Origin of the sequence: Acinetobacter sp. V89_7 (genome assembly GCF_029967895.1) — a bacterium.
In the GTDB taxonomy this organism is placed as follows: Bacteria; Pseudomonadota; Gammaproteobacteria; order Pseudomonadales; family Moraxellaceae; genus Acinetobacter; species Acinetobacter soli.
The window spans coordinates 260320-281497 of record NZ_JASCAJ010000031.1 but is presented as its reverse complement, the minus strand read 5'-3'; the positions used below and the strand labels follow the sequence as shown (position 1 = coordinate 281497).

Here is a 21178-nt window from a genome sequence, read left to right as displayed (position 1 = left end):
GTTTTTAACAACAGATGATGCAAGCCGATCAACTTGAGGTATAGTCAGGTTGATCTTTTAGTCGCGCCGTCTGGACGCTCATAACATTATAAAGTGGTGCAGTTTTTATGTCTTCACAAGTTTCTATTCGCTTCGACCCTTCTGCATTGTTAACGATAAAAAAAGAAATTGATGATTCAGTTCGGCGTGTTGAAATCGCAATCCAAACACTTCACGATGAGCAACAGATTCCATTTGAACTTGAAGAGACGCTTGAGCACTTTGACCAGTGTGCACAAGTTTTACAGCTGATTGATATGGGACATCTGTCGCAAATGATCGGCTATATTTCATTATTGGTCCGAAAAATCATGCAAGCGCCTGCCCTCACCGACGCCACCACGATGGCGGCACTTAGTGAAGGCACCACCATGTTAAAGCGCTATATCGAATTTACCGCTTTGCATGAAGTTAAAGCACCACAATTTCTGCTCGATACGCTGAATCGACTTGAGCTTGCTCTTGGCAAACCGCTCACGCAAGAAGGTCAACGACTCATTACCCGCTTAAATGCATTTAAAAGTGATTTATCCCTGCCTTTACCGCCTAAACTTGAGCAATCCGAATACGTGCACCAGTTATATAAGCACGCTTTGCACAAGCTCATCCAGCACAGCGAAACCACACTGGATTTACAAGCAATTAAGTTGATTGGTGCATATCTGGCCAACGCCGCTAAAAAACATCATACCAAGCAATATTGGCAACTGGTTTATGTGGCACTTGATCATATTGATCAGCTAATCTTGAGTGATGCGCGTCTAAGAATCTTGATTCAACTCGAAAGCAATATAGGTAAATTCTTTGAACAGCCAGATGAATTTCGAGCTTCTATCACCGATTTGGCCAATATTATCAGCCTGTGCGTGAGTCAGGACGATGCGATTTCCGAACTATTACGCCGCCAGCTACGTATTGGAGATGATCAACTGACCGATACCCAATTACAGGTCTTGAGTTCACATTTGTATGGTCCTGACTATGACACCATTCATGCAGTGTGCCAGTTAATCAATGAATCAATGACACAAATTCGCAACGAAATCGAATACAACTATTTAAGTATGACACCTGAAAAAATTCAGGAATTACAAGCTCAACTGTCTCATCTGGCTAATGTGTTTAAAGTATTAAACCTACACGAAGCCAATCGTGCACTGGCACAACAGGCCGAGCACCTTAATCAGCCAAATATTCTGACTCACGATGGCTATGCCCAGCAGCTAATGCGCAGTATTTTATCTGCCATGAATTCGATTGGTATTTTAGAGCGGAACTATACCTCTAATCGTTTGCAGCTACGTGCGCACAATATGAATATTTCACTCGATCGTTTAGATGATGCGCATGCCGCGCTGTTGCACGAAACCAAACTGGTGGTCAATGCCGCGGCACATGCGCTTGAAGCGACCCAAGCCACGGAGTCTACAGCACTGGACCTTGGCACCATGCAGCAGCAGTTAAATGAGCTTGCAGGCGCAGCACTCTTTTTAGGTGCAAAAGAATTACACAAGGCCTTACATGACAGTGCACAGTTTATGGGTGCGCTGCAAAGCAATCACAGCGATTTAAAACACGATGATATGAGCCGTTTACTGAATATTTTGGCCTGTCTGGATCTGTTCATCGATAATTTAAAAACCAAACAACCTGTCTTACGTGCCACCTTTGAGGTAGCATTAAGACACTCCTCTCACTTTCAATCAGCGGTTGCCTAATGTCTGAGTTATCACTAGCTTACATCTTTCATAATCAACAACTTCTCGTTGATGAAAACCATAAACTTCCTAGCGTTGAGGCCATGACTGGCGATTTAAAGCTGGGCACGGGCGACAATGTTATTGCGCGGGATTTAAAGACTGACGATCAAATTCCTGCCGGATTTAAGCTGGTGCCGATCCGTCAACTGGTTTCGACATGGTCGACCGACGAATTTTTGCAGGCAAGCCGTGCGGTCCAACTCCTTGAATGGCGCCGCAATCACAAGTTTTGTAGCCGTTGCGGGCATGAAACTGAACAGCATGCTACTGAATACACAATGACTTGCCCGTCTTGTCATTACAATCAGTATCCACGAATCCAACCGTGTGTGATTACGGTGATTACCCGAGGCGACAACGAAATTTTGTTGGCCAAAAATGCCAATAACAAGACCAATATGTACAGTCTGATTGCAGGCTTTGTAGAAATTGCAGAAACACTTGAAGAAGCTGTTCAACGTGAAACGCTTGAAGAGGTCGGACTGAAAGTTAAAAATATTCGTTACTTATCGAGCCAGCCTTGGCCTTTTCCAAGTAATTTAATGCTCGCCTTTCAGGCGGAATATGAATCGGGCGAGATCAAATTACAAGAAGAGGAAATTAGTGACGCACAGTTTTTCAAGTTTGATGAACTGCCAGAAATTCCATTTAAAGGCAGTATTGCGTACGCCATGATTATGCATGTGATTCATCAACAGCCAATGTAATTGGCTGTTTTTACTCAACGGGATGTGTCTCTTTAAGCAAATTGAGTAACGTTCGTTTGGTCTTGAAATAACGGCTAAACAAGCTCGACAATGTTGCAATGATGGTGATATGTCCCGTTTTAGGAATCACACTGATATGACTGTGGTTTCCAGCCTGTACCAACACTTGCTGCATATCTAAGCTATTACTTTGCTTGACGATATGATCGTTCTCAGCCAGAAACATATAATGCCGAATATGATTTTTTTTCACAAAATAATACGGCATGACCTCCTGATAGGGCACCGACTGATCAAAGGCATCTTCAGCGAGTGGGTCGCCTTTATAATCAAAATGATAAGGCCCAGCAAATCCAACAATTGCTTTGATCTGCTCATAACACTGAAGCGCAAGCCTCTGGGGATGGTACACCAGCGACATAATATTAAATGCGCCAGATGAGTGGCCCATCAAAATGATCTGCTGCGCTGAAATATTCAAACGCGCTTGATGTTGATCAAGATATTGGAGCGCCACGGCTAAATCATCGACAAACACAGGAAAAATAGATTGTGGCGCCAGATGATAATTGATGATCGCGACGTCGTACCCTTCACGCGCAAGGCTTTCACCTAAAAACACATAATCTTTTTTATCACCGTGCTGCCATGCACCACCATGCACAAAAACCATCAGTGGACGATGTGCTAAAGGTTTGTTGGCTCGGTACAGATCGAGTCGCTGACGCGCTTTCAAGCCATAAGCAATATTTTCAGTACAGCTATAGCTCGATTTAGGCGTAAGTCGGTTGAGCGCATAACTTCCAAGATCATAAACACGCACCGACTTACATTGCTCTTTCACCCATTCGACCTGCTTTCCAAGTTGCTCCAAAAGCTGATGTGGTTTATTGAGCATTGGTGGTTCCGTTTTGATTTGGATCAATCGCCACCGGCGTCTGTACTTCTGGCTGCACCGAATTGACCAGTGGTGTCGCAACAGTCGAGCTGGCAACTGTACCGGCTGATTGTTCAATGTTATCGATCAGGGTTACGATTTTAGTCACATTCCCGACTTTTTGTAGTACATCATTCAGATCATTAATTTCTGCAGTATTTAAACGCCCCATCACGTATAACACGCCATCTTCGGTTTGAACCAAGACTTTAGAATCTGAAACTACAGGTGCACGCACCAGTAGTCCACGGGTGTTTGCGGTCACGGCAGTATCTTGCATAATGGTACTATAGCCAATTTGCGGGCCAACCGTAATGTAGTTATGGACAGTTTTGACATCGCTCATGGCTTTAACATTGTCTTCAGCCAACTGACGTAATGATTCATCGGGAACTTGCCCTGTCAACAGTACATTGCTATGGAAGCTTTCAATGTTGACGCGTGACTGTTTAAAGCGAGGGTCTAGCTTATACAAATTAATGGTCGCTGTGCGCTTGATAGAAGAATCAATAAACACCTGCCCTAAGCTGCGCGCACCGCTCTCTGTGCCTACAGGTGCTGAACCTGTTCCACCCGAAATGAAACTTGCACATCCCGATAAACTTGCTACGCACAACATCAGTATTGAAATTCGTTTAACCACTGAGCAAGACTCCCTATACACTCTTTTTTAAAACAATCGGCGAACATTTACGGCATTTACATGCCCAAAGAGTAAATAACTCCAGTTACAAAGTAAACGCATTTTCGATCCACTGTCGATCATAGCGAAGATTAGAAAAATCTTGCTGTACTGTTTTTGCAATTTTGTAGGGGAAATCAAAACAAATCACATCGAAACGACAGTAAAACTGCTGATAATGTGGATACTTATTCAAAAAATACTGCGCCGTCTTAATGATTTTACGCTGTTGTGAGTACATGAGTACTTCGTTTGCCATCGCATAACTCCCTTGGGTGCGTGCTTTGACTTCAACAAAAACCAGCTCATCCCCTTTGGCCACAATTAAATCAATTTCACCACGGCGCGAGCGAAAATTTTGCTGCACCAACTGAAATCCATGGGCTTGCAGCAAGGTTAAAGCCGCTTGTTCTGCCCATACGCCCAAGTGGTGAGCATGCGGCTCAGCATGATGTGAAGACTGTGTCATTTGAGAACCACAAGCGAACGCTTGGTTTTTTGATAACAATGCACATTACGCTTGATCCGATCGCCCTGTGCAGTTAAATCGCCCGTACGGCCCTTGAGTCGAAAATCCTGTATGGCAGGATTAAGTACATATTGTTCAGTCAGCATCCACGCGTCTCCACCAAAGGCGATTAAACGCTGATACGGCATCGGTTCAGGTTTTTGCAAATAGGCATGGTACACGTCGTTCCATTGATGCTCGTATAAGGCAGGTACATCACAAAAGGTTAGCCCTTCTGGAATTGCTTTATTTTCTTCAATGGCAATGGCTTGTGCATATACCCCGCGTTTGGGTAGCTTGCCCAGTTGGTTGAGCCATGCAGAATCGCCCATCAGCATTAAACCCTGACCTTTTTTAAGCTTGGCCGGTAACGTTTGAATCGGTTCTACACGATGACCAAATTGCGAAACCAGCGAGATGTAATACAGTTCGGTATCGGCTTCTCTGCCATTTTGACGCAGCACCAAGAGATCCGTGATGTTATCTTTTTGCAATACATCGACCATCGAGCCTGCGTCATCTTGTTTCGACAAACTAAATTGAATCACGTTTTTTGCTTCGGCACCCACTTCATTGAGGGCCAACACTTTTACTTTGGGGTTGAGCTTCATCACCTCTTCAACATCTTGCCGAGCCAGTGGCCCAACCACCATTTCAGTTTTTTTGCCTACATGCTGCCTGAAAATAGACTTCATGTTTTGCTGATCTGAGTTAACAAATTTGATGGGTGTTTTGTGGTTTGATTGCGCGTAAGCGCTCAAAAAACCGTGCTTAATACTGGTCGCGGCTCGCGCCATAGGTCCGGTTTCAGGTAGAATGACGATCACTTCGGCGTGTGCCTGTGAAACAAAAGCTGCAAAAAACATCAGCAGCCAAGTCTTTTTATTATGTAGCATGGAGTAAAACCTTATGAGTGCTCAGTTATTTGTTGTAGCGACCCCAATTGGGCACTTAGATGACATGACGTATCGCGCCATCGAAACTTTAAAATCGGTCAGTTTGGTTGCCGCAGAAGATACGCGTCAGTCTGCTCAGTTATTTAAGCATTATAATATAACAACTCCATTGACAGCATGCCACGATCACAATGAAAATCATAAAATTAATGAACTGATTCAACGTTTAAAAGCGGGTGAAAATATTGCCCTGATCAGTGACGCAGGTACCCCGCTCATTAGTGACCCAGGTTTTAAACTGGTTCGTGCTGCCCAAGAGCACAAGATTCGCGTAGTACCCGTGCCGGGTGCCTGTGCAGCCGTTGCAGCCCTGAGTGCTGTCGGACTTCCGAGTGATCGCTTTAGTTTTGAGGGTTTTTTACCGTCTAAATCTTCTCAGCGCATGCTTCAGCTTGAAAAGCTAAAAGATGAAACACAAACCCTGATTTTTTATGAAGCACCGCATCGTATTCTAGATTGTGTCAAAGATATGATGCAGGTTTTTGGTGCCGAGCGACCTGTCGGATTCGCACGTGAAATCACCAAAACATTTGAAACCATAAAAAAAATGAGTTTAGGTGAGTTGGTCAGCTTTGTAGAGCATGATCATAATCAGCAAAAAGGTGAAATTGTACTGATTGTAGGCGGTAATCCAGTTGAAAAAGACATGGAGCAAGAAAAACTGGATCAGTTACTGACGCGTCTTTTACAGGATCTTTCTGTGAAGGCTGCCTCTCAGCTTGCCGCCGACCTGACCGGCATCAAGAAAAAAATTGCCTATCAACGCGCTTTAGAACTGACCCAGACCGATCTCAATTAAGCATAAAAAAAGCATCAATCATGATGCTTTTTTTATGGATTCAGATTAATCTCGGGCGTCTTCATCTGGCGGAACTTGGGTAATACTTCCGCCTTTTGCTAGAAATGCCGCAATTTCATCTTCAAGCGCTTGTCTTTGCTTTTGCTTGGCTGTCACTGTCAGCGTTTCAGCTTCTGCAAGATCTGCATCGTTTCCGCTTGATTCTTCATCGTTGGCACCATGTTCAGCAGCTTTGGCTTCATCTTCATCGACTGCCGCATCCTCTGATTCATCGTATTCATTCATATCCGTCATTTTTTTCTCCCCTCAATGACCGATTCATACATCATGAACGTTACTCATAAATTACGAAGAAATTTAACAATCTCTTGCGTATTCGCAAAGAGGCTTTTACACCAATTTCGTATTTTTTTAAACTAATTTGTAATCATTGATCAATGACTGATTAAAAATTACCGTTTAAGTCCTAATGTGCATAACGGGTTTTGGCGAGTAAACTCAATCCTGTGGCCTGCTGTAGGAAAGCATTTTTCAGATTTTCATGCTCATCAACAAATTTTAAGCCCGCGTTACGCGCTGCAATCACTGGAAATAGCGTTTGAGATTCCAGCCAGCCAATCACAGACATACCATGCATCATGGCATCGTTTTGCCCTTTACGCGCATGTTCATAACGTCGCAAGGTTTGTTCATGTGCCCATACACCTCGCGCCCGGTCATGTAGCAGCACATCACAGAGTAGTGCTGCATCTAAACAACCGATATTGACGCCCTGACCAGCCAGAGGATGAATCACATGCGCTGCATCTCCAACCAAAGCCAATCCCGGTTTGATGTATTGTTTTGCAGCACGGGCGATCAGCGGGAACGTTGCACGCGAACGTACCTCATGCACTTGACCCAACATATGCTGACTTTCTTGTGTAAGTAAATCCGCAAATGTCTGATCGCCTAATGCAGCATATTCCTCGGCATAATCTTCTGGCAATGTCCACACAATCGACTGCCAAAATCCCTTTTCATTTGGCTCGATACTGGCCATCGGCAAGAATGCCAATGGCCCGGTCGGCAAAAAGAGCTGGCGAGCCACATGCTGATGTGGCTGCGCCGTCTTCACGGCACAGCTAATCGCAGCCTGACGATAATCCAGCACATCCAGATCAATCATGGCTTGGTTACGCACAAACGAATTTGGACCGTCTGCACCAATCAGCAAACGAGTCTGCAAAACTGAACCATCTTCAAGCTCAAGCTGCCAGCCCGACTGTACAGATTCGATTCGCTTGACACGAATCTGCGTCCGATAATCTGCAATCACTTCACGCATTTTTTGCTGGATTGCAAAATTAACAATACTCGGTTCCACCATCGAACCCAATGCCTGATCCAGATGTGGTGTCTGCTCGCTCGCATGTCCGAATTGAATTTCACCGTAGCCATTTTTATTCCACACCTGCATGCCCGAATACGGCATATGACGTGAAATAGCACTCCAGACTCCAACGGTCTCTAACAAATGAATGGTGGCCTGACTCAAAGCCAATACTCGTGGATTTACTTCACGCTCAATGTGTTCACGTGAAAGTACAGGAGCAGCATCGAGGACGGTGACACGAACGCCACCTTGAGCCAACAATAGCGCTGTCAGTCCGCCTACCAGCCCACCGCCGACGATCACAACATCGTGCATTTGTGTCATGCTTTTAACCCCATCGCGTAATTGGCAACTAATGGCTTAATGCCCGGAATAACATCAAAAGCCACCAGCCCGGTATTTCGCAATAATTTGAGTACCGGATTTTGGTTACTAAAGCCACGCACCACCGAATCACAGAATTTAATCACGCGTTGCTGATCTTTTAATCGGGCTTGTTCATAAGCCAGCAGATTTTCTGGCTCACCGATATCGTCAGACTCACTCAATTGTTGTAACAGATGGCGCACCAGTACTTCAGCATCTCGTAGGCATAGGTTAAAGCCCTGCCCAGCGACCGGATGAATCGTATGCGCAGCGTTACCCATGAGTACCACACGACCTACAGCCTGCTTATGTGCCAATACTTGTGACAGCGGGTAACTAAAACGTCGTCCAGTTTTTTCAAAAGTTCCTGCCCGATCCCCATAGGTTTTTTGTAAAGCATCTAGAAAATGCTGATCGTTGTGCTCACCCAACCATTCGTCTTCGGTGCCTTTTTTTACAGGCCAGACCACAGAGCGTCGCGACTCGCCAGGCAAAGGCAATAATGCCAGTGGACCTAACGCACTAAAGCGCTCAAATCCGACCTGTTCGTGTGGTTTGGAGGTTTGTACCGTGGTCACAATGGCCACTTGATCATAATCTCGAACATCGGCACCCACGCCTAAAGCCTGACGACAAAATGAATCACGACCATCGGCGGCAATGACCAGTTTTGCTTGTAACTCAAGCTGCTCGTGTTCACGCTCGGCATTTAAATAGACAAAGTCCTGATCTTGTTTTAATGACGTTACTTTGACGCCATCAATCAGCTCAATGAGTTCATGCTGGCGTACCTGTGTAAGTAGTACACGCCCCAACCATGCATTTTCAATGACCTGTCCAAAGCTTTCGACTTTTTCTTGTGAGGCCACCAGTCTTGCTTTGCCAAAACTGCCTTCTTCGGTAATATGAACCTGTAAAATAGGCGTTGCGTGTTGCTGTAGCGCATCCCAGAGCTGTAACTTTTGATAAATTTGTACACTTCGGCGTGATAATGCCGTATTTCGTGCATCGAAACTTGAGTGATAGGGAGCCAGATTTTCGTCGTCGTAATCTGGATACTGAATGGCTTCAAGCAATTTTACTGCAATATTTTGTTTTGCCAGCATGAGCGCGAGGCTCAATCCCACCATTCCACCACCGACAATAATCACATGTTGCACTGCGATTTCTCCTTTACTCGATTTTTATCGTTTCGCTTGAGCCATAAGTGTTTCAATTGCATCGATTTCTTTAACCACATTTTGCGTCAGAATTAGTGGGCCATCTTCGGTCACCACGACATCATCTTCAATTCGAATGCCGATACCGCGCCATTTTTCATCCACCGTTTCATCATCAGGCGCAATATAAATACCCGGCTCAACCGTGACCACCATACCTGGCGCATAACTTCGCCATTTGCCAGCCACTTTGTAGGCACCCACATCATGCACATCCATCCCCAACCAATGTCCGGTGCCATGCATGTAAAATTGACGGTAGGCTTCTTTTTCGATGAGTTCATCGATTGCGCCGCGCATCAGTCCAAGCTGAAGTAAACCTTGTGTGATGATACGCACTGCGGCCTCATGTGGATCACGATACGACCGTCCGACTCGCACCTGATCGATCGCGGCATACTGTGCGTCTAGCACGATTTGATAGAGCGCGCGTTGCTCTGGACTAAAACGACCATTGACTGGAAAAGTACGCGTAATATCAGATGCGTAGCACTGGTATTCACATGCTGCATCGATCAGCACCAAATCACCATCATTGAGCGGCTGATTGTTTTCTACATAGTGCAAGATACAGGCGTTGGCTCCACCACCAACAATGCTGTTGTAAGACGGGACACAGCCATTTTGATTAAATACATAGTTCAATTCAGCTTCAAGTGCATACTCCTTCATACCCGGACGAACCTTTTGCATGGCACGAGTATGCGCTTGTGCACTGATGTCCGATGCGATTTGCATCAATTGAATTTCTTCTTCTGACTTAAACAGGCGCATTTCATCTAAGAGACGATCGAGTTGAAGCACTTGAGACGGCGCACCGTCGCCGCGTTTGTCTTGATCTTGAGCCTGTTTAATCCATTGACTTACGCGCGCATCAAATTCAGCTCGATGCCCGATTCGATAATAAATGGCGCCTTTATTGAATAACTTCTCGATGATTTCTTCGTCAAGCAAATCAATCGCAAAGGCTTCGTCTGCTTCATAATCTTCAACCGCACCATCGACACCTGCACGATAACCATTCCAGATTTCAAGCTCACGATTACGTTCACGACAAAACAGGCTATAGGTGTAATCTGCTGTACTTTCACCCGTTTCAATCACTGCTACAGCTTCAGGCTCGGCAAATCCAGTTAAATAAAAGAAACTACTATCTGCACGAAACTTATAATCCGCATCACGATTTCGATACGCCACTGGACTGGTTTCAATAATTGCAATACTGTTTGGCCCCATCTGCTCAGCGAGGCGGTCTCGACGACGTTCAAAATCTGCTTGGGTCAGTTTCATGTGCTCTTATAATCTATATGGATAATGTCTAAATGGTAAGGCAGCGCCCAAGCATTAGCTTGGACGATGTGGTGTAAACATTTCAACAATACTCTGATTTTCATCAGATTCAGATGTATTTTTCAACTTTGACTGAAAACTTTTAATCAATGAGCTTTCTGAAACAGGGATTTTTTTACGGCCAATCGATAAGCTGACCGGAATCAAACGAACGAACTCATACAGTTCTTCGTAACCCATTTCGCCTTCTTCATCGTTGTCTGATTCGTCAAATTCGACTGCTGCAACATCTTGGAGATGCTCAATCAATTCAACTTCATCTGAACGGATGTGTCCAGAAGCCAAACCAAAGCCGAGTACCACGCCAGCACACCAATCTGCAAGCGCCTGTACCCGCTCTTGCAAAAGATGCTCTGAATCTGGAAGCATAGGTAAATAGTCCAGCTCATCTTCGGCGAGCGCATGCGCAACGTCTTCAGCTTCATCGGACAGCACAGACAGCGCCTGATCGTTTAAAGTCGGTACATTTAGCGTTGCTAAAATTTGTAACCATTCATCTCTGGTCGGTGCTTCTGTCACACAAACTATACCTGTAAGCAAACCATGTAACTCACTAGGGCTTGAAATTTCCTCAATTCCTTCAAAATTTTGGTTCCACTCGTTCCAACCTGAAATATCGTCTTGCATTCGCTTATCCAATCTCTATACTTCGTATATATTACCTTTGATTGCAATTCTGTGCGACTACGTTATGTTAGAACAATTACAGCGACTTCAAGCGCATGTTGGCGTTTTAAAAACGCGTTTACTTCATTTAGAGCGTGACAACGAAGCGCTCGTAAAGACGAAAGATGAAACTGAAGCCCAACATCATAGTCAAATCGTGCAAAAAAATAGCATCATTACGGCCAAGCAAGAGGAAATTGAGACCTTAAATGATCAGCTTTCCCAACTTCAAGGCCAGTTTAAGCAACTTAACACAGATGCCACGGCACTTGCAGACCGATACAGCCGTTTGGAAAAAAGTTGTACAGATCTGAAAAATCGTTTTCAGGAAATTTTGGCAGAGCGCAACGACTTACGTGTTACAAAAGAAAAGTTACAAGCACATCAGCGCCAAACCCAGCAAGAGATTCAAGAGTTACAACAAGATCGTGATCGGTTGCTGAAAAAAAATGAACTGGCCAAATCAAAGGTTGAAGCGATCATTCAACGACTTGCAATTTTGGGTACGGCACAAGATCAACATGCTCAGGAAATCCAGCAACTCGCCGACCCTACTGAGGAGATTCATCCATGAGCGATCAAGTGGTCGTCGAACTACGTTTAATCGAACAAATTTTTCGTCTAAATACCACAGTTGAAAAACGTGATGAGCTTGAACGTGCTGCTGAAGTACTGAATGAGCGTTTTAATGAAATGCGCCGCAGTGCGCCGCGCGTTGAACACAACAAGCTGGTCATCATGGTCGCGCTTCAATTGACCCAAGAAGTACTCAGCCTCAATAAATCATTGCAAGAGTATGAACATTGCGAGCGATTGTTAGACGCAATTTTACAAGATGTAGAAAAAAGCCTATAGAACTGTGCATTTTCGCGCAAACGTTCACCACTTGAAAACTAAGTTTACATAACACTGTGGCAAGGGAATTGCCATTGAGTTCAGATCGGTTATACTGAATCTGTCTCTGGGATGCTCGCCAGCGCGTCAGAATCCCCTGAGCCGATACTATCACTTTAGGATAGCGTTCTGCATATTTAGAGTGTATGCCTACCGCGAGTAGGAAACCCAGCAAGTATGCGTCGCTTCCACCTTGAACTTAAGGGTTCAAGGGTAATGACAGGCAGCGGCATCTTCGGAGGCATTTATTTTTAAATTATAATAATAACTTAGCTTCAAATCGCACTTCCATTACCGTCCCTTAAATTTCGAATAGTCTTCTGTGTATGCGCTGTGTATACTCTAGAATTAGTGCTATTTGTTGTTTAATATGCGCTATTAGTGCAAAGACGGCGAAATGTTTATGACCAATGAAAAAATCAAAATTACCAAAACTTTCGTAGACAACGTCCCTCTTTCGCCTGAAAAACAGGTTATTTATCGAGATTCTGAGCTCACTGGTTTCGGTTTACGTGTTAAGGGCGTCAAGACCTTCATTGCAGAAAAGAAGCTCCCTAACGGCATGCCATGCCGCGTTACCATTGGCCAGTATGGTCTATGGACAGTCAATCAAGCCAAAGAACAAGCTAAAGAATATCTTCTCATGATCAGCAAAGGCATCAATCCTAATGCTGAGAAGAAAAATATACGACTCGCCGCAGCCGATCAGTTACTAACATCCAAAAGTATACCGACTATTGCAGAAGTATACTCACTCTACAAAGAGCGAAAATCATTATCCAGAGATTCAATCATCGCATATGACATCTGCGTAAATGATTATTTTGAGGACTGGCAGAACCTCAAGATTACTGACTTAACTCAAAAAGCATGTAGAGATCGTTTTGTTGTACTTACTGAACGTAGCCCAGCTCAGGCCAATCTTGCATTTAAATTCCTAAGAGCATTGCATAACTTTGCAAAGATCAATTATCTCGGGCCAGAAGATAAACCGTTAATCTCTGGCGAGAATCCCGCGGCGTTCATCGGATCTAAAAAGAATCAGAACAAGATTAAGAGACGGCGCACATACATTCGGGCCGATCAACTTCACGACTGGTCATATCATGTAGCAAATACTCACTGGCTTGGAAGCCAAAAAGACAACATGCATGCATACACGAATCAGGATTATTTATTTCTTACGATCTTAACCGGTTTTCGTAGAAGTGAGGCCGAAACCGTAGAGTGGAAAAATATTGATTTGAAGTACGGCACAATCAAAATCACTGATACCAAAAACGGCGAAGATCTACTTTTACCTTTGGGTGATATGTTGTGGCACATTCTCAGAGAGCGTAAGAAAAGAGCCGGTGACAATCAGTATGTTTTCCCTGATAAAACTGGTAAATCACATATTGAAGATCGTCGAGACGTACGCAAAAAAATTACTGAATTGTCGGGTATTGAGTTTACGTTTCATGATTTGCGCAGGACGTTCGGTACGATTGCAAACAGCTTGGCCATCGGTAGTTACACGATCAAGCGACTTATCAACCATACACTTGAAGATGATGATAACGATGTCACAGACGGTTATATTCAAGTCTCATTCGAAGAATTACGGAAGGCTATGAATATGATCGAAGAGAAAGTATTGTCTGAAGAAGTTACGCAATTAATTAAATTTAGAAAGTATATTTAACTTTTTTATTTATTCGAATCAGTAGACTTACACAAATAGTTATTTTTTATATATGAGATTTTAATTGAAAAAAATTAAACCTATCAGTTTCAGCTTTATCATAAGCCTTACAATATGTTTTTTATTCCTACTAATTACATTTTGGATTTTCTACCAATATTCTTGGAGTGCTGCCGCTGCAAAAGATGCATTAAGTACGACTGGGAGTTATTTTGGTGCAGTTGCAACGTTAGGCGCATCTGTCGTTGCTGCTTATCTATTTAACGATTGGAGGGAGCAAAAAGTATTTGACCTTAAAATTGAAGTTATCAATGAAATATTGACGATGATCGATCATTTAGAAAAAAATTTAAATGTGTTTTACAATGGAAATATTGGTGATTTTAATCGAAGTCTAAAGTATTTTTTTAAATTATATAAGATCATAGATCATAATAAAATCGGTTTAGATATTGATAAGAAATATAACGATCTTCATCAAGACGTATCTAAAATACTTTTAAACTCTCAAATTAACGGTCACAGGGAATTATGGATATCTGAGAGACATAAAATAATGGAATATAGAGGATATATAACAGGAAATTTAAGAAAAAATATTAGTGATAAAAAATTTGAAATTCTTGATGAAATATAAATTCCCCTTTTATTAAATGATCAAATTTAGAATCTCATTTCTATTTCTAAATTTGATATGTAGATTTTCCGACCAAATACACTCAATCCAGCGACAAGTTTTGACTTCTAGCTGTTTATCCACAATTTTTTAAATTTGAATTTGTTTTGACCAATTCTTATCATTAACTTGATTTTGTAACGATATCAAGATTGATATGAAAGAGCGTATTTTTCTTCTCATTGATGTGAACAATATGTATGTGTCATGTGAGAGAGTATTCCAGCCGCAACTGAACAATAGGCCCGTCATTGTTTTAAGTAACAATGATGGCTGTGCTGTTGCGCGTTCTCAAGAAGCCAAAAAACTTGGCATCAAGATGGGTGTCCCGCTTTTTAAGATTCGAGATATCATTCAGCAGCATAAAGTCGTTGTTCTATCGAGCAACTACGCTCTGTATGCTGAGATGTCACGCCGATTTCATAACATTCTCAAAGCAATGGTTTCAGAAAGGGATCATGAAGTTTATTCAATCGATGAGTGTTTCCTAGAACTGACAGCTTACCGTGGCCTTTATAATTTGAATGACTTTGCTCGGACTGCTAAAAAAAGAATTCTAGACTGGATCAATCTCCCAGTATGCGTTGGCATCGGCAGATCTAAAACTGAAGCTAAAATGATGAATCACATTGCGAAGACATATTCGCATTTAGATGGCGTTTGTAATGTGTTTGATCTGATGCAGGATGGTGTCCGGGATGTTCTGTATAAGCAGACTGATGTAAGTGAAGTATGGGGCGTGGGCAGGCAGAATGCGAAGAAACTTGAAATGATGAACATCACTAATGTCTATCAGCTGATGAATGCCCCGCCCTCATATATTGAGAAGATGTTTTCTGTAGTGCTTAAGCGCACTGTGATTGAACTCAACGGCACAGCATGTATTGACATTGAGCATACGCAGCCGACTCGTAAGCAGATCGTGGCTTCTCGGTCATTTGGAAATCGAATCACTGATAAATATGATTTAAAAGAAGCAATATCAAGGCGTACTCAAGAAGCATTTATGCGTTTACGAAAAGAACAGGTTTTATGTGGGTACATGATTGTTTTTGCTTACTCAAATCCATTCGATACAAAGAACAAGTTCTATAAGGGCGAGAAATCCACAGCTTTTAGTGTGCCCACAGATGACGTACGAAAACTCGTAGCTGCTGCCAATACGCTTACTGAGCAGATTTATATAAAAGGAATTGAGTTTAAAAAGGCGGGAATCATTTTAAGTGCATTAGAGCCTAAGGCTTCATACAACTATGATTTGCTGACTGACTATGCACAGCTCGAACTCACTGAGCACTTGATGAAATCTATTGAGAAGATACAAGAAAAGTATGGAAAAACAAAAATTGGATTTGGCGCGAGTATGTTTGAAAATAGAATCTGGACAATGACAGCGACATCAAAAACACAAAATTATTTTAACTTTCACAGCTTATTGTGTATTAATGACGCTCATATACGAGTGAAAATTCATTGAGAGGTATCGCGCATGCATCGTTATCAAGTCTGTTTTTACGCTGATGATTCTAAATTGACTTTAGAGAGAAAGATTTGTGTCTACGCTAATGATGGCAATAGTGCACTGAAGATTGCTAAGGAACAGTTTAATAAAAAAACGAATGTATCTCGCACTGTAATGCTCTGGGAAGGTCCAGATAAGTAAGCCCTCTAGCGAGGGCTTTTCTTTAATTAAATCACTACCCGATTATTAATCCATCCATAGAAAAACTGCTCTTGGCTTGGATTGCGTTCACAAATTTCAATGTAGCGCTGGCCTTGCATGATATTTAAAACACGCAATAACACACGCTCCCCTTCTTTGCCTCGCTTAACATAGTAAGTACGTAATGCATTCAACGTTGCAGGCCCATATATCCCGTCCACCGCAATGTCTGACCAGCCGCCTTTTCCTTGATTATTCAGTAAATTTAATGCGCGCTGTAATAACGGTCTTGCAAATGCTACGCCACAGTTTACGCCTGTATCAAGTAGTTCCTCTGCCACTGCAGATGTGATTGCATTCACATGATCAAATCGAGGCTCTATCCAGTACCGCTTCTTGTAAACTGAAACTGCAAAATCTAGGGGTAAATCACGCATATTACCTTTGTAGCCGTTTGCTCGAGCTACAGCTTCTGTAATGCCATATTTTGTTGGTCCACCACGATCCGCTGGATTGTTGACATATCCACCTTCACGGTCAATGAGTTCTTTTAAATATTGATCAACATTCATTCATTATTTTCCTATAGACAATAAAAAACCCCGCAATTGCGGGGTTTTTTACGTGAAAAAGTTACGACACTTTTCGCAGACGCGAAGCGTAGATAGTGTTGCGCATATCTCCTTTGAGGACTTGTCGCATACTTGGGGTTTTAGCACAAGCAGACAATACACATTGTGCAACCAATTCATTAACCTTTTGTTGTTTTCTTTCAGTTAATTGAACATGACTTTGCAATGAAATAACGTTCATAATTCCCACACCCGTTTAGAAGGTTTATTGACGTCTAAAGGCAAGCCAACGCTTACCTTCAAAATTTACTGTCAAACCAGCTCTATCTAATTCTGATTTAATTGACTCTGCTGCTTCATGCATTCTTTGTAAGAATGCCTGACTGTAGTCAGTACGTGCATATATCTTAGTAGCACTACCTGAACCATCAGCATGTTGCAAGAATTTTTGAATAATGAAGATCAAATATTCTGCGTATTTAGAATCATATTCCGAATCTTCTAAACTATCAAGCTTTGGACTTATGTAGATATCAAAAATCTTTAACGTTAGTTCACGGCCTCGTCGATGATAACCAACCTCAACAATCACGTTTGGATGATCGCAATCATCCTCGCAAATACCAATGTATGTATTTAGACTTTCTCTTGTTAAATAGTCTCCGTAGTCTTTACTTGCATGAATATGTTCGAAAAATTGCTCATTTAATTCAATTAACTCATCATCAAGATTTAGTGCAATTCCACAATCAACCCAATGTCGTGCAGTTGTTTTTAATAATTCTTCATCAAATGAAATGATATTCAATTTTATTCGTCTCTTACAAAGTCAAGACAAAATAAGATAACAAAATATAAAAACAATATAAAGAACGACATGATCGAATTATAAAAGTTCAATACCCCGCAGTAGATAACCTATTTAATATCTACTTAAAGATCGACCTGAACGTTTCCCTGACCTCAAGAACAATTTCAGCGAGTGACTTGCCTTTCATTAATTGTACGGCTTGGTAAACAATGCCGATGCATAGCATGCCAAATACCGCAAAGATCAGCATGACAAAGCCTTGGGCCATGTGTGAGTACATACTCAGGTCGTAATATTCAATGAATGCGGAACCACCGTACAGACTGATTGAAACGCTAAAAGCAAACTTCATAATCACACCAGGTGTGATTTTGATTCTTCCTTGCGTATCAATATCGCCGGAAAGGGTTAATGCAAAGATAGCCCCAACAATTGCAGCAAGAATTTTTAAAAGCCATGGTAGGCTTTTAAGTGAAATCGGATCATTCATATAATTTGTTCCCATGTTTATCTCCTTTTTCAAGGCAATAAAAAACCGCCAGAATTGGCGGCTTCGTTGTTTAAGTACTGCTAATCGCTTGTTGTAACGTTAATCTGATTTGAATAGTTCCAAGTCGCCTGTTTCCATTTATCACGTGCAGCCACACGAATATAGTAGTTGGTCGTTGTATCAAGTCCTGTAATCGTCGTTGCTGTTTCAGATCCAGACCAAACCGGCTGCGTAGTATCTGGATTGAAGCCTGCTGTCTTACTCAGCCAGATTGCGTAATCTTTCAGATCTGGTGCGTCTGAAGGATCCCAATTCACTGTGATTGAATCAGCACCTGCAGAAGCATGGACATTAATCAGTTGTTCAGGTACCGGATTACTTATGTTTAATTCAGTGAAGCTGCTCATCTTATCGTTAGCATAAGAAGCTACTCGGATCGTATAAGCACGTTGAATACCATCAATGGTGGCCTCTTCAATTAAATATGAATAATCTACATTCATGGTTTCAACTTCACGAAGCTTTACACCATTTGACCAGACTTGAACGATATATTTTGACGCACCTTGTACTTGCTGCCATTGAATTTTAAATGATGTGCCAATAAATGGCGATTGCAGTGATAAGCCAAGTACGCTGGCAGGCTGCCCACCGTTCAACGTATATGTATACGCTGCTACTTCATCAAGTCCCTGCTCTTTGGCTTGTAGTCCATTAAAGCTGGTAAATTTTAAGTAGATCGGTTTACCAATCAGATTTTGATTTAATGTATACCGAAAAATTGCTTTATCGAGTCGTACAAAGTTTTCACCTGCAGCATGCACTATCGGATCCTGAAAGCGTCCACGGATTACATTAGATAACTCATACAAACCAGGGCCAAGCAATGTTGCATCAACATAGTTGGCATATTCATCACCAACTTTGAAAAGTGTTGCATCGGCCTGAGCATCAATGACAGTACCAGAGAACATCTGATTATTAGATGTATTCAACTGTACTTGCAGAGCTGTTGCACTGGCATTGATCGAATTTACTAAATTGCCGTATCTCGCTGATCCATATATCGTTCCAATGCTTTCGTATGTCGTATTATCAAAACTGGCCCATACATTACAACCGCCCCAATCAGAACCGCCTGCAACGGCTATCCAAATCTGATTATCACCATTGGTTAAATCAAGTGGTGGCTCAAAAACAACTGGTGCAAACACATCGCCTGGTTCTTCACTACCACCTTGATAGCCATCGGAAGACTGTAGATCATATTCGATTGCCGAGCGTGTCCCTACGGCCAACTCTTCTGCAGATACATCCAGATAACCGTCTGCATCTTCTTCTATTGCTGTAATACGAACAGGAAATTGATTAAGTCCTAACGAATAATCGGTTAGAGTCACTATATCCATCGGCTCTAGGCGACAATGATTCCAGCCAAGCCGAAATTGATACGTATTGCGAACATACAACAATCGTTGTAACCGCAACTGAGCAGCATGACGCGCTATTTTAGGAACACAAAAGAAATCAAACTTGACGCTTTCTTCACTACGCAAGCCGAACATTTCGATATTCGCTTGATCCTTGGCTTCAACCGTTTCTGTATTGTATTGATTGTGACGATTTACATACTCGAGCTGAACATGATTGAAAGCATCTGTGTCACGACTTCGCTGCACCCGTAACGGTTCATTGTTATCCATAAAATCATCATCAGTTAAATGCGCGACGGGTGTTAGATCCGGTACAAATGTTACGCCATTGCCTGTGATTGCTGCATCACCATAGGTTTTGATTTTAAGGCCATCAATACTTGGAACGATTGCACAATTTACCGCTTCCACAATTTCATTGATAATCTCATGGGCGGGACGCTGCTCTGTGATTGCCGGACTAATCAAAAGATTTGCAGCTGCACAGTAGGTTCTAAACTCTTCAAGATTATTAATTTTAATGTCTGGTGCTGCGCCATAATGTGGATTTGTAATCAAATCATGAATGACATCCGCAGGATTCGCATCATGCACTGTTTCTGATAATGTGATATCTGAAATAATTTCAAAACTATGATTGGCAAGGCTTGCGCTATCACCCAGATCATAATTTGAAGCAGCAACAAAAGCGGTAAAAGGATAGTTCAGTGCCTGATCAGGATGATAGGTCTGTAAGTATCCCCATTTAGGATTATTGTCACCGTCAAAAAATTCAAAACCAAGTTGATCAATTGGTGAGAAAGTTATACCGCTTTCAATTTTATCGATAATCTGCTCTTTATCTTTCCAGATTAAACCGATCTTTCTGACTTTGTTGGCACACAAACCAAGCATCAAAGAAGCTGAATATGTATAAGTCGTATTCTGGGTTTTAACTTTGCCGCCTTTACCACCTGATTTCGTTGTTGTTGTATGGGCATTTGCTTTGAAATCCGCATACCAGAACATATTGGCCGAGATACGGTTTTTCCCATATACCAAGTATTGTGGTACGCCATAAGCCGAGGTTTGCACACGCATCGAATTGATACGTGTGTCTGAAGTGCTGATTGTCGGACTTTTAAATAATCCACTCATTTTTACAGCCCCTTAATACGATAAAACCCGACGATTCGCCGGGCTAAACTTCCTTTTGTGCCATCCGAGAGAATGACACCTTGCTTTAAATAAGCATGCACCATCATGGGCCACTCAGTGATAATGCCCGCATGACTGATACATTTTCCAAAATGATAGAGCACGATATCGCCTGGTTGTGGCTCATCAACTTTGTAGAAGAATTGCTCTACCCAATAGAGATATCGTTGCTCCATTTGATGAAGGTGCCAATCAGGTGGGTAAGGACGTGGATCAACATAAGGCATCAAACCAAGTTTATGAAAAACTTCAAGAATGATCATGCCACAGTCCGTACCAACCCCTTTGACACGGCCTTGATGATGATAAGGTGTTCCGAGCCAAGTCAGGGCTTCTTGAACTGCAAGATCGTTTTTCTGCATAGACTCACCTAAATTTTGGCAATAAAAAACC

The 21178-nt window shown here is 42.3% G+C and carries 23 protein-coding genes and 1 other RNA gene; 10 read left to right on the top strand and 14 right to left on the bottom strand.

Annotation, left to right across the window (positions count from 1 at the left end; genetic code table 11):
• Positions 1 to 107: 107 nt before the first annotated feature.
• Complete coding sequence (locus QLG00_RS12690) at positions 108 to 1757, top strand: chemotaxis protein (protein ID WP_282471138.1); 1650 nt, start codon at positions 108 to 110, stop codon at positions 1755 to 1757.
• Positions 1757 to 2506 (top strand): NAD(+) diphosphatase, encoded by a 750-nt coding sequence (gene nudC, locus QLG00_RS12685; RefSeq protein WP_004936241.1) that lies wholly within the window; start codon positions 1757 to 1759, stop codon positions 2504 to 2506. The genes QLG00_RS12690 and nudC overlap by 1 nt, the downstream gene beginning before the upstream one ends.
• A 10-nt stretch (positions 2507 to 2516) precedes the next feature.
• Here the strand turns inward: nudC and QLG00_RS12680 are convergent, their stop codons facing one another.
• The 4 genes from QLG00_RS12680 to QLG00_RS12665 form a co-directional block, all read right to left on the bottom strand.
• Complete coding sequence (locus QLG00_RS12680) at positions 2517 to 3404, bottom strand: alpha/beta hydrolase (protein ID WP_282471137.1); 888 nt, start codon at positions 3402 to 3404, stop codon at positions 2517 to 2519.
• Positions 3394 to 4086, bottom strand: coding sequence for a BON domain-containing protein (locus tag QLG00_RS12675; RefSeq protein ID WP_004946240.1), 693 nt, complete (start codon positions 4084 to 4086; stop codon positions 3394 to 3396). The genes QLG00_RS12680 and QLG00_RS12675 overlap by 11 nt, the downstream gene beginning before the upstream one ends.
• Positions 4087 to 4171: 85 nt before the next feature.
• The gene (locus tag QLG00_RS12670; RefSeq protein WP_004936234.1) at positions 4172 to 4594 is read right to left on the bottom strand and encodes a YraN family protein; all 423 of its coding nucleotides are present in this window, start codon (positions 4592 to 4594) and stop codon (positions 4172 to 4174) included.
• Positions 4591 to 5529, bottom strand: coding sequence for a penicillin-binding protein activator (locus QLG00_RS12665; RefSeq protein WP_004936232.1), 939 nt, complete (start codon positions 5527 to 5529; stop codon positions 4591 to 4593). Before QLG00_RS12665 ends, QLG00_RS12670 begins: the two co-directional genes overlap by 4 nt.
• A 13-nt stretch (positions 5530 to 5542) precedes the next feature.
• Here QLG00_RS12665 and rsmI point away from each other — a divergent pair, with 13 nt between their 5' ends.
• A complete protein-coding gene (gene rsmI / locus QLG00_RS12660) occupies positions 5543 to 6388 on the top strand; it encodes a 16S rRNA (cytidine(1402)-2'-O)-methyltransferase (RefSeq protein WP_048764162.1) in 846 nt (281 codons plus the stop codon).
• 45 nt (positions 6389 to 6433) lie between these two features.
• Here rsmI and QLG00_RS12655 read toward each other — a convergent pair whose 3' ends face one another.
• From QLG00_RS12655 to QLG00_RS12635, 5 genes are all read right to left on the bottom strand, one after another.
• The gene (locus QLG00_RS12655) at positions 6434 to 6682 is read right to left on the bottom strand and encodes a hypothetical protein (protein ID WP_004936225.1); all 249 of its coding nucleotides are present in this window, start codon (positions 6680 to 6682) and stop codon (positions 6434 to 6436) included.
• 172 nt (positions 6683 to 6854) lie between these two features.
• Positions 6855 to 8087, bottom strand: a complete 1233-nt coding sequence (locus QLG00_RS12650; RefSeq protein ID WP_282471136.1) for an FAD-dependent monooxygenase — start codon at positions 8085 to 8087, stop codon at positions 6855 to 6857.
• Positions 8084 to 9289 carry a 2-octaprenyl-6-methoxyphenyl hydroxylase gene (gene ubiH, locus QLG00_RS12645; RefSeq protein WP_282471135.1) on the bottom strand — a complete coding sequence of 402 codons (1206 nt, stop codon included), beginning with the start codon at positions 9287 to 9289 and terminating at the stop codon, positions 8084 to 8086. Before ubiH ends, QLG00_RS12650 begins: the two co-directional genes overlap by 4 nt.
• Positions 9290 to 9313: 24 nt before the next feature.
• Positions 9314 to 10639 (bottom strand): Xaa-Pro aminopeptidase, encoded by a 1326-nt coding sequence (pepP, locus tag QLG00_RS12640; RefSeq protein WP_119689673.1) that lies wholly within the window; start codon positions 10637 to 10639, stop codon positions 9314 to 9316.
• Between the two features lie 54 nt (positions 10640 to 10693).
• On the bottom strand, positions 10694 to 11326 hold the full coding sequence (locus QLG00_RS12635) for a UPF0149 family protein (RefSeq protein ID WP_004946229.1): 633 nt from the start codon (positions 11324 to 11326) through the stop codon (positions 10694 to 10696).
• A 64-nt stretch (positions 11327 to 11390) separates the two neighbouring features.
• Here QLG00_RS12635 and QLG00_RS12630 point away from each other — a divergent pair, with 64 nt between their 5' ends.
• From QLG00_RS12630 to QLG00_RS12600, 7 genes are all read left to right on the top strand, one after another.
• Positions 11391 to 11939, top strand: coding sequence for a hypothetical protein (locus QLG00_RS12630; RefSeq protein ID WP_004936212.1), 549 nt, complete (start codon positions 11391 to 11393; stop codon positions 11937 to 11939).
• Positions 11936 to 12220: a cell division protein ZapA gene (locus QLG00_RS12625; protein WP_004936208.1), complete on the top strand. Its 285-nt coding sequence runs from the start codon at positions 11936 to 11938 to the stop codon at positions 12218 to 12220. The genes QLG00_RS12630 and QLG00_RS12625 overlap by 4 nt, the downstream gene beginning before the upstream one ends.
• A gap of 100 nt (positions 12221 to 12320) precedes the next feature.
• Positions 12321 to 12505: non-coding RNA, 6S RNA (gene ssrS / locus QLG00_RS12620), on the top strand.
• A gap of 157 nt (positions 12506 to 12662) precedes the next feature.
• On the top strand, positions 12663 to 13943 hold the full coding sequence (locus tag QLG00_RS12615; RefSeq protein WP_282471134.1) for an integrase family protein: 1281 nt from the start codon (positions 12663 to 12665) through the stop codon (positions 13941 to 13943).
• Between the two features lie 64 nt (positions 13944 to 14007).
• A complete protein-coding gene (locus QLG00_RS12610) occupies positions 14008 to 14580 on the top strand; it encodes a hypothetical protein (RefSeq protein WP_282471133.1) in 573 nt (190 codons plus the stop codon).
• A gap of 196 nt (positions 14581 to 14776) precedes the next feature.
• Entirely contained in the window at positions 14777 to 16096 is a 1320-nt protein-coding gene (locus QLG00_RS12605) for a Y-family DNA polymerase (protein ID WP_282471132.1), read from the top strand.
• Positions 16097 to 16108: 12 nt separating this feature from the next.
• On the top strand, positions 16109 to 16282 hold the full coding sequence (locus QLG00_RS12600) for a hypothetical protein (protein WP_155858624.1): 174 nt from the start codon (positions 16109 to 16111) through the stop codon (positions 16280 to 16282).
• A gap of 26 nt (positions 16283 to 16308) precedes the next feature.
• Here the strand turns inward: QLG00_RS12600 and QLG00_RS12595 are convergent, their stop codons facing one another.
• The 5 genes from QLG00_RS12595 to QLG00_RS12575 all read right to left on the bottom strand — a co-directional run bounded on the left by QLG00_RS12595 (position 16309) and on the right by QLG00_RS12575 (position 21147).
• Positions 16309 to 16854, bottom strand: a complete 546-nt coding sequence (locus QLG00_RS12595) for an N-acetylmuramidase (protein ID WP_282471131.1) — start codon at positions 16852 to 16854, stop codon at positions 16309 to 16311.
• Between the two features lie 265 nt (positions 16855 to 17119).
• Positions 17120 to 17662, bottom strand: coding sequence for a hypothetical protein (locus tag QLG00_RS12590; protein ID WP_282471130.1), 543 nt, complete (start codon positions 17660 to 17662; stop codon positions 17120 to 17122).
• Positions 17663 to 17783: 121 nt separating this feature from the next.
• A complete protein-coding gene (locus QLG00_RS12585; RefSeq protein WP_282471147.1) occupies positions 17784 to 18155 on the bottom strand; it encodes a hypothetical protein in 372 nt (123 codons plus the stop codon).
• Positions 18156 to 18235: 80 nt separating this feature from the next.
• Entirely contained in the window at positions 18236 to 20725 is a 2490-nt protein-coding gene (locus tag QLG00_RS12580) for a phage tail protein (RefSeq protein ID WP_282471129.1), read from the bottom strand.
• Between the two features lie 2 nt (positions 20726 to 20727).
• Positions 20728 to 21147, bottom strand: coding sequence for an NlpC/P60 family protein (locus tag QLG00_RS12575; RefSeq protein WP_151820841.1), 420 nt, complete (start codon positions 21145 to 21147; stop codon positions 20728 to 20730).
• Between the last annotated feature and the right edge of the window lie 31 nt (positions 21148 to 21178).